This window comes from uncultured Streptococcus sp., from assembly GCF_963545685.1.
Taxonomy (GTDB): Bacteria; Bacillota; Bacilli; order Lactobacillales; family Streptococcaceae; genus Streptococcus.
In genome coordinates this window covers 1-9475 of record NZ_CAUUKN010000054.1, presented here as the reverse complement: position 1 = coordinate 9475, position 9475 = coordinate 1, and the positions used below count along the sequence as shown (strand labels likewise).

Here is a 9475-nt window from a genome sequence, read left to right as displayed (position 1 = left end):
CTCAGTTTCAGGACAAGGACTTGCTTAAGTTGCGCATCAGCTACAACAAGGATTTTCTTCCTACCAAGATTCAAGGTTTTTACAATAGCCAAACGTTTAATGGTTGGCAGGACCTATTTTATATAGACTATCCATATAAAGATCAGGAAGCCTTCAATCAGGCTCAAGATGCCTATATAAAGCATATCCAGTACATGGAAGCCCATCCTGAGGAAGAATCAAGAGAGTATGGCTAATAGAGTAAAAGCACCTTTATCATATCATATGATAAAGGCGCTTTTAGATTTCTAAAATGACAGCTATTCATTTCGACTAGCCACTATTTCTGGAAAAAGCTTATCTAGGATTTTTGGAGTGATAGCTTGTCCAGGACCTTCAGCACAGTAGGTGTGCATATACATAGAAGGGTTAAAGTTAAGCTCAATGCAGGTGCAATGAGGATTTTCCTTGCTGGCAATTTGGGTTTCATCTGGAATTATGAGGTCAACTCCGCAAGCCCAGGCACCCATGCTGGTCGCCATGGCTGCAGCAAGTTCTTGGTAAGAGGAATGCATGGTCTCAGTGACATCGATAGAGTCCCCGCCTGTAGAGATGTTGGAGTTACGACGCAGATTGACCTTTTTCCCTTCTGGGAGAATATCATCAGGTGTATAACCTTGCTGAGTCAACATCAGTTGTTCGATGTCTCCTAGTTCAATGATTTCAAGCGGTGACCGGTGATCACGACCTCGCAAAGGGTTGGCATTTTTCTGAGCGACTAATTCACGAATGGTGTGTTTGCCATCGCCGACAACATTGGCAGCGACACGAAGGAGGACAGCCTCACAACGCCCATCCAAGATGAAGAAACGGTATTCGGTTCCTGGGATGAATTCTTCAACAAGGACAGCGGTATCTTCTGCGAAGGCAATTTCAAGGGCTTTTTTATAGTTGTCAAGACTGGCAGGTTCTTGGAAAATGGAAATTCCCAGACCAAAGTTGGTTGATTTGGGTTTGACAACAATTTGCTTGTCCTTGATAAGAGGGTAGTAGGCAAGACCTTGATCTAGGTTGGTAAATTCGTCTCCAGCAGGCACTGGGAAGCCAGCATCGGCTAAGATTTTCTTGGTTACGGTCTTATTGGCCATAGCAAGGGGGATCACGTAGTTGTCTTTTGAAGTCATGTTCCCGTTTTTGACGTATTCAAAATGGTCGTGGTGCCAGAGTTTGAGGAATTGATCCTGCTCATCCAATATTTCAAAGTGAATCCCCTTTTGGATGGCATCAAAGAGTAACATTTGAGTAGAGAGCTCCATCTCTTCGTAGCCCTTGAGGGCATAGTGGGCAGTCCAGTCGTAATCATGATAAGCAAGAGCCTTGTTTAAAGCAAATTCGGCTAGAGATTTGTCCTTAATATGAGGAAGGAGTTGGGCTGCTAGCGTCTTGTTCGGATCAGCCAAGGCTGCTTTAACTTGATTGACCAAAGTTTGATGATAATTCCCTAGGCCAAAGTGTTGCACTAGTTGGTCTAAGGAGGTCACAATGTCCTGAGTTTCAGCCTCCGAAGGTAGAGGTTCTAAAGGATGAGAGAGGGCAATCTTTTCATTTAGTGCGTGACCTTGAGCAAGAGCTTGGTCAACATTTTCTGGGGCATCCAGCCAGAGGAAAGCCAGAAGGAGCAAGTGAACGGTATCCATAGTATCTTGGCTAATTCCAATACGCTCAAAGGGATTGAGATCGAAATTTCGGAATTCCAGGTAGGTGATTCCCTTATCAAGGAAGGAACGATTAACTTTTTGTCCACGGAAGCGAACAGCTGAGTAAAATTCCTTTTCTGCAATCAAATCTCCCTCTTCGATATAGTTTTCAATGGTTGAGACATAATCTTCTAGGCTTGCAAAGGACACTTGAATCTCTTCCTTATTGACATAGCCGTGGTCACTGTTACGGAAGGAACGCACAGGTTCTGGAACTTCCTGGTCAAAGAAACCTTGTTCGGCGATGGGTGCTGCCCCGAAGAGATAGGTAATCACCCAACGGTAGCGCAGGTAGTTCTGAGCCAGCTTAAGATAGAGAGCGTTTTTGAAGGCGATCATATCGGTCTGATCACTTTCTTGGAACAAGGCCTCAACTAAATCTTTACCCAGTTCCATATTATAGTGGATACCTGAGATAGCTTGTAATTTAGTTCCGTATTTTTCAGCCAAATAGTTACGATAATGGCGTTCAAACTCATTTTCCAGTTGGGCAACTTGAATCTCCTCTGCCTTTAGACGAGGAGGCATGGACAAGGGCCAGAGGACCTCGTCTTGAGAAATCGAACGTCCGGCTACATCAGTAATAGCTCCCAAAAGGCGGCGAGCCTCAGTAGTAGATTTGGCAACTGGTGTGATGAGTTCCATCTGAAACTCGCAAAAATCAGTCTGAATATAGGGGTGGAAACTACGAGCTCCTAGACAGGATGGGTGAGGCGTATGCGCCAGCTGTCCTTGCCTATCGACACGCAGACTCTCACGCTCGATTCCAAAGTTCGCTTGGAGAATGGGGCTGGTAGACTCCAGCTTTTGAAGCAGTTGGTTTATAGTCATAGAATCACCTTTTTTTCTAATGTTAGTGATAGTCTATTATAAATAGGAGAAGAAAACAAATTTCTGCTACGTTTAAGAGGAATTTCCGAATGTTTTGGATGAGTTTGTGAAAAATAAACAGATTTTAGGTGAAAGAAATGAGAAATTAGAACAAATCCCAGTCTCATAAAATTTTACTTGCAATTTAAGTCACATTAACCTATACTATAACTAACATCTATATTAAAACGAAGTCTCCCTAGGGCCCGACCCTCAGGGGCTTTTATATGCCCTCAAAAGCTTATAAACGTTATTTTTATAGAGAAAAGTGAGCGTTCAGACGGACAAAGAACAGTTCGCTCTGCTCAACAGCCATGCTTTCTCAGTGATGACTTGGAGAACTTGCCATATCTATCGCTTCATGAAACACGCTCTGCACAGAGCAGGCGATATTTTTCATTATGGCAGTAGTTATAGAAGTCAAAGGTCCTCTAGTACTCGGAAGTTTTGAGAATTTGGCTCAAAACTTAGCTATGAGATTCCGAAGGAAGCTGCTAGCGTCCGTCATCACATAAGAAAGCATCAAAAAATAAAGAATAAAAAACGGAGGTAATTATGTTTCAAACCCTGATCGCCCAGATAAAGGAATACAAGAAACCCTCAATTCTAGCATCCCTCTTTATGACGCTAGAAGTCATGTTTGAGATTTCCATTCCCTTTGTCATGGCTAATCTATTGGACAAAGGTGTCCAGCAATCCAACATGTCTAACATTTGGTTCTATGGTGGCCTCATGTTAGTCTGTGCCTTTCTATCCTTATTCTGCGGTATGCAGTCGGCTCGCTATGCGGCCTTTGCCTCTGCTGGATTTGCCAAGAATCTACGTCAGGCCATTTTTAAGAAGGTTCAAAGTTTCTCTTTTGAAAATATTGATAAATTCTCAGCTGGTGGTCTGGTAACGCGTATGATGACTGATGTTACAAACGTTCAGAACTCTTATCAAATGATTATCCGCATCTGTGTGCGTGCACCACTTAACTTGATCTTTGCTATTGCAGCAAGTTTTCTGATTAATGGTGAAATGGCTTGGATTTTTGTTGGTGTAACGGTCTTCCTTGGTGTGGTTTTGGCCATTATTACCAAAATCGTATATCCTCTCTTTACTCAAGTGTTTGAGGCTTATGATAACCTCAACAATGGTATCAAGGAAAATATTACCAACATGCGTGTGGTTAAGTCCTACGTTAAGGAGCAGGAAGAAACGGATAAGTTCAAAAAGGCCTCACGTCGTATTTACAAGATGTTTATGCGTGCCATTCGTGTGGTTATCATGTCTAATCCAGCCATGATGTTGTCTATGTACGCGTCCTTCCTCATGATTTCCTGGTTTGGTGCCCACCTTATCGTTGGTGGTAGCTTAACGACAGGGGAATTGACTTCCATGTTTAGTTACACCATGACCATCCTCATGTCACTCATGATGTTCATGATGATCTTTGTCATGTTGTCTATTTCTACAGCTTCTGTGGAACGTATTGATGAAGTTCTTAGCACTGAAGCCACCATCGTTTCACCTGAAAATGGTTTGACAGAAGTCGCAGATGGTTCAATCAGCTTTGAGCATGTGGACTTCTCGTATACGGATGAAAATGGCGACAAGACCCATGTCCTCAAAGATATTACGCTTGATATTAAGTCTGGTGAGGTTATCGGTATTCTTGGTGGAACGGGTTCAGGGAAATCTAGTTTGGTTCAGCTGATTCCTCGTCTTTATGATGTGGAAGCTGGTCAAGTGAAGGTTGCTGGCCAAAATGTTAAGGACTACGATTTGGATAGCTTGCGTAAGCAAGTTGCTATGGTGCTTCAAACCAATGTGCTTTTCTCAGGTACCATTAAGGAAAATATGCGTTGGGGAAATAAACAAGCAACAGATGAAGAAATCATTGAAGCTTGTAAAATTGCCCAAGCTGATGAATTTATCCAAGAGTTTAAGGATGGCTATGACACCAAGATTGAACGTGGTGGGGCCAATGTCTCAGGGGGACAACGTCAACGTCTTTGTATTGCACGTGCCCTCCTCATGAATCCGAAAATTTTGATTCTGGATGATTCGACATCGGCAGTTGATACCAAGACAGATAGTTTGATTCGTCAAGGTTTCGCTTCAAGTCTTAAGGACACGACTAAAATCATCATCGGTCAACGTATTTCATCTATCCAAGATGCAGACCGTATCATCGTCATGAATGATGGCCGTATCGATGCTATTGGTACTCATGACGAATTGGTAGCTAATAATGCCATCTATCGTGACGTTTACAAGATGCAAACACAAGGGAAAGGAGTAGCAGATGCAGAATAAGAAAAAAGCTAATTGGGGCTCTCTAGCACGTCTTCTACGTTTTTTGTGGCAAGACTACAAACTTTCACTTAGTATCGCCTTTATCCTCATTGTTGTTGCTTCTTTGGCAACGGTCAATTTGACGGCTTCTATTCAGTCCTTGGTTGATGTTTACGTTCAACCAATGCTCAAATCTGGTAGCCATGACTTTGGGCCACTTTTACGTTTCTTGACTTCAGTGGCTGTCTTCTGTCTTATTGGTGTGATTGCCAACTATGTGTCATCGCTCCTCATGGCGACGATTTCGCAAGATTCTCTGCGTTCTCTTCGTAATCAGCTCTTTGCTCGCATGCAAAAGCTGCCGGTTCGCTACTTTGACACTCACCAACACGGGGATATCATGTCAATCTATACCAACGACATCGATGCCCTCCGTCAGGCTGTCGAGCAATCTATTCCACAGTTGCTACAAACGACTATTACCATTATCGGTGTGACTGTGACCATGCTTACGGTTAGTCCACTCCTCTTTATTGTGGTTCTAATCATGGTAGGCATCATGTTTTTGGTCATCAAAAATGTATCAGCGAAATCAGGTCGCTACTTTGGTGAACAACAAAAGAACCTAGGGGTTGAGAATGGTTTTATCGAAGAAATGATGTCAGGTCAAAAGGTAGTCAAGGCTTTTGTTCATGAAGAAGAAAGCATGGCTGACTTTGATAAGATTAACGAACAGCTCTTCGAATCATCATACTTGGCCAATCGCTATGCCAATGTTCTCATGCCCATTCTTGGGAACTTAGGAAATGTTTCCTTTGTTTTGACTGCCTTGGTTGGTGGGGTATTTGCTCTAAATGGTGTCGGTAGCTTGACTATCGGTGGTCTCATGGCCTTCCTACAATTGAACCGTTCCTTTAATGGTCCTATTACTCAGGTCTCTCAACAACTTAACTTTGTCCTTATGGCACTTGCTGGTGCCGACCGTATCTTTGACCTTTTGGATGAAGCAGAAGAAGTTGACCAAGGTAAGGTCACTTTGGTCAACTACGAATTGGTAGATGGTCAAATGGTTGTGACAGACAAGAAAACCAATCTTTGGGCTTGGAAACACCCACGTCCAAATGGCGACTATGAATTGGTCGAGTTGGTCGGAAATGTAGTCTTCCAAGATGTTGATTTCTCTTACGATGGTAAGAAACAAATCCTTCATGACGTTAATCTCTATGCAGATAAGGGGCAAAAGGTTGCCTTTGTTGGTGCGACGGGTGCAGGTAAGACGACGATTACCAACTTGATTAATCGTTTCTACGACATCCAATCTGGTGTGATTACTTATGATGGTATCGATGTGAAGCTGATTGAAAAAGATTCTCTTCGTCGATCACTTGGTATCGTACTTCAAGATACGCATCTCTTCACAGGGACTATCGCTGAAAATATTGCCTACGGCCGTGCGGATGCGACTCGCGAGGAAATTCTTGAAGCTGCTCGTATTGCTAACGTAGATTCCTTTGTGCAACATCTGGACAATGGTTACGACACTGTTCTTACAGATGATGGCGCAGGCTTGTCTAATGGACAACGTCAGCTGATTGCTATTGCGCGTGCTGCCCTTGCTAATGCACCGGTCCTCATCCTTGATGAAGCGACATCCTCTATTGACTCTCGTACTGAAAAAATGGTACAAGAGGGGATGGACCGACTTATGGAAGGACGCACGGTCTTTGTTATCGCCCACCGTCTTTCAACCATCGTTAACTCTGACGTTATCATGGTTATGGATCATGGACGTATCATTGAGCGTGGTGACCATGACAGTCTCATGGAACAAGGTGGTACCTACTATCGACTCTATACTGGTGGTCTTGAAATTGATTAACATTAAAAGAACTCAGGTTTTGCCTGAGTTCTTTTGCATATGAAGAAAAGGATTCTTTTGAGACTTTGCTTGTAAAAACGATAGATTTGATAACTTAAATCTCAACTTCTTCTAAACCATGTGAGTCCAGGCGATATATCTTTTGGCAAACTTGCCTGAGGTAGTTGGCATCATGTGATACTGTAAGAATTGCCCCTGGATAGTTCTCGAAGAGCTGTCGGACTTGGGGTTGTGAGGTGGGTGAAAAATTTCTGGTTGGTTCATCTAAGATCAGGAGCTGAGGGCTTTCTAAGACGATGTGAAGTAGGAGTAGTTTTCCTTTTTGCCCTCCAGATAGGTCAGCAATTGCATGGTTCATTTCATCATGACTGAAGTTGAGGTTGGCCAGATGTGAACTTATGATTTCTTTCTCAGTTTTGTCGCCAGTCTTACATAAAAACGCTATCGGTGACAAATCATTTTGCAAGATAAGATTGTAATCTTGGGGCATGTAGCCAATAGTCAGGTCTGTTTTTCTCCTAAGTTCTTGGTAGAGATAGTGTAAGAGAGTGGATTTACCGCAACCGTTATTTCCAATAATACCAACTTTTTCTTGTCCTTTCAAAGAAAATTTTAGATGTTCAATGGTTAGGTAAGGAGCGATGTTTAGCGGCTTTTCATCCAGATTCAGAAGATATTTTCCCTGAGGTAGAGGATCGATATGAGAGAAGAAAAGATCGATGCTGTCTTCTTTATCAGGCATCTGTGTCATGTCTTGGGCAAGGCGGTCGTAGCGTTTTTCTTGTGAGAGGACTGCTTTCATCTTTTTAGCAACCAAGCGTCCTTGCGTGCTATCATGCGTATTGCGTAGGGTGGTTTGGACATTTTGTTTGATACGGCAATGCTTGGCCATGGCTTTGTCATAGGCTTTTTTCTCGGTCTTCGCTTGCTGCATCTGTTGCTGGAAAGCATCGGAGCGTTGTTGACTATAGTTATCATAGTCAAGATGTTCCACACTGGTTCTGGCCTGTCGACGACGTTTAAGGAGTTCCAGATGGATAATGGTATCAGCTGTCTGGCTGAGCAAATCCTCGTCGTGAGAGATGTAAATTATCGTTTTATCAGAATGTTTGATAAAGTCTTTTAACCAAGTGATGGTCGTTAAATCCATATCGTTTGAGGGTTCATCAAGAAAAATGATGTCGTGGGGGCGAGCTAATTCTCGGATGAGTTGAATTTTGAGTTTCTCACCACCAGACAGAGTGGAGATAAGCTGATTGCTAGCAAAACGCTCACTATCAAAATGGAGTTCATCAGCCAAACGATAGAGGGTGGCGTAGTCTAAGTCATAACTGTCCGCAAAAAAGTAGTCGTTAAGGGTTAGGGCTTGCACGTTTTCTGAAATTTGCTGGGGAATATAGACCTGAGGGCTATCTGGTTTAGTAATAGTTCCCTGGTAAGAAAGTTGGTCAAATTTTTCATTAGAATTGACAAGAAGGGCAAGGAGACTTGACTTTCCATTGCCTTCCTCCCCAATGATGGCGACTTTTTCGCCTGTATCTATATTCACATTTAAATCATGGACTAATTCACGCAAGTCTTTGTTATGCGTTATGGTTAGGTGTTGAATCTGTATCATAGGACCTCCTAGGTCAAAGGGGTTGTGGATATTGTTTCATGGGAAATACGATTTTCACTTCAAACAATATCAAAAATCAAAAAACAGTCCTACCTTATAAGATAGAACTGTTTTGAGTCTAGCTAAAAAGCCCTCTAGGAGATAGTGATGGTATGATTGCAAAAAAAGCAGATACCACCAATAAGTTTTCCATAGAAAAAGAGCGCAAAAAAGACATGAAAACAATCTATCAAATAAAGCAGGTTTATTGTGAATAGACTTAGTTGTTCATGTCTCCATTTACCTCCGAATCTTACTTGTCTTGATTGTACGCTGTCTGATTGATTTTGTCAAATGAAAGTTAAAATCTGGCTGACTTGTCCTTTCAACGAATCTTATTAAAATTAGCTCTCTATGATCTACTAGAAGTCATATTGTAAATGGAGATAACTTAGGTTGGCTCTAGAGGGAGAATATGCGTATGAGTTAGCGATTCACTCATACTCGCTGACTCACGAAGAAGGTAAAGTAAAGTCCTACCAGGGATTACAGACTTGGAATGACAATCATTTCAGAAAAATAGGGAGAGCTAATTCTAAAACTAAAAAGATTTTTGCCTCAAGTATTTGAGACTTAGGCTTCTAGTTTTTTTGAAATGGTGATAGATAACATTTGTTGTAAAAGGTGATTATTAAATTGTATATCAATGGTTATCCAGTCTGATACAAAATCGAATAATTTGTAACAAGAAGGTGAAAATTAGAATAAAAATGAGAAAATCAGCCAATAAAATGAGTCGAATACTCTCATAACTCTAACATCTTACTTGAATAAAATGAGAAAGTTAGGATTGGAAGGGAAATGAAATATAAATATGAAAGCGGTGTAAAGTAAATAAAATCAATCATTTTACACTTGTAAAGATAAAAATCAGCAAAAGTTATTAAACAAATTGTCAGATAACTTGATTTTTTTTAAAAAAATATGGATTAATCACTTGACCATAAATTGTCAGAATGTTAGAATGTATTTGTATCATGAGTACACGTATAGGATTTTTGTATACTCGTGACCTATAACTAACTATTTCATACAGAGGGAGACTTGAAATGA

4 protein-coding genes and 1 pseudogene are annotated in these 9475 nt (G+C 41.5%); 3 read left to right on the top strand and 2 right to left on the bottom strand.

Annotated elements, in window-relative coordinates; genetic code table 11:
* Window positions 1-236: pseudogene (locus RWZ99_RS08000) on the top strand (hypothetical protein); the annotation flags it as partial.
* 63 nt (window positions 237-299) lie between these two features.
* Here the strand turns inward: RWZ99_RS08000 and gshAB are convergent.
* A complete protein-coding gene (gshAB, locus tag RWZ99_RS07995) occupies window positions 300-2567 on the bottom strand; it encodes a bifunctional glutamate--cysteine ligase GshA/glutathione synthetase GshB (protein WP_314677831.1) in 2268 nt (755 codons plus the stop codon).
* A gap of 594 nt (window positions 2568-3161) precedes the next feature.
* On the opposite strand from gshAB, the gene RWZ99_RS07990 reads away from it, so the two are divergent.
* Entirely contained in the window at window positions 3162-4907 is a 1746-nt protein-coding gene (locus tag RWZ99_RS07990; RefSeq protein WP_314677829.1) for an ABC transporter ATP-binding protein, read from the top strand.
* Window positions 4897-6765, top strand: coding sequence for an ABC transporter ATP-binding protein (locus RWZ99_RS07985; RefSeq protein ID WP_314677827.1), 1869 nt, complete (start codon window positions 4897-4899; stop codon window positions 6763-6765). Before RWZ99_RS07990 ends, RWZ99_RS07985 begins: the two co-directional genes overlap by 11 nt.
* Window positions 6766-6859: 94 nt before the next feature.
* Here the strand turns inward: RWZ99_RS07985 and RWZ99_RS07980 are convergent, their stop codons facing one another.
* Window positions 6860-8383 (bottom strand): ATP-binding cassette domain-containing protein, encoded by a 1524-nt coding sequence (locus RWZ99_RS07980; protein ID WP_314677826.1) that lies wholly within the window; start codon window positions 8381-8383, stop codon window positions 6860-6862.
* Window positions 8384-9475: the final 1092 nt, after the last annotated feature.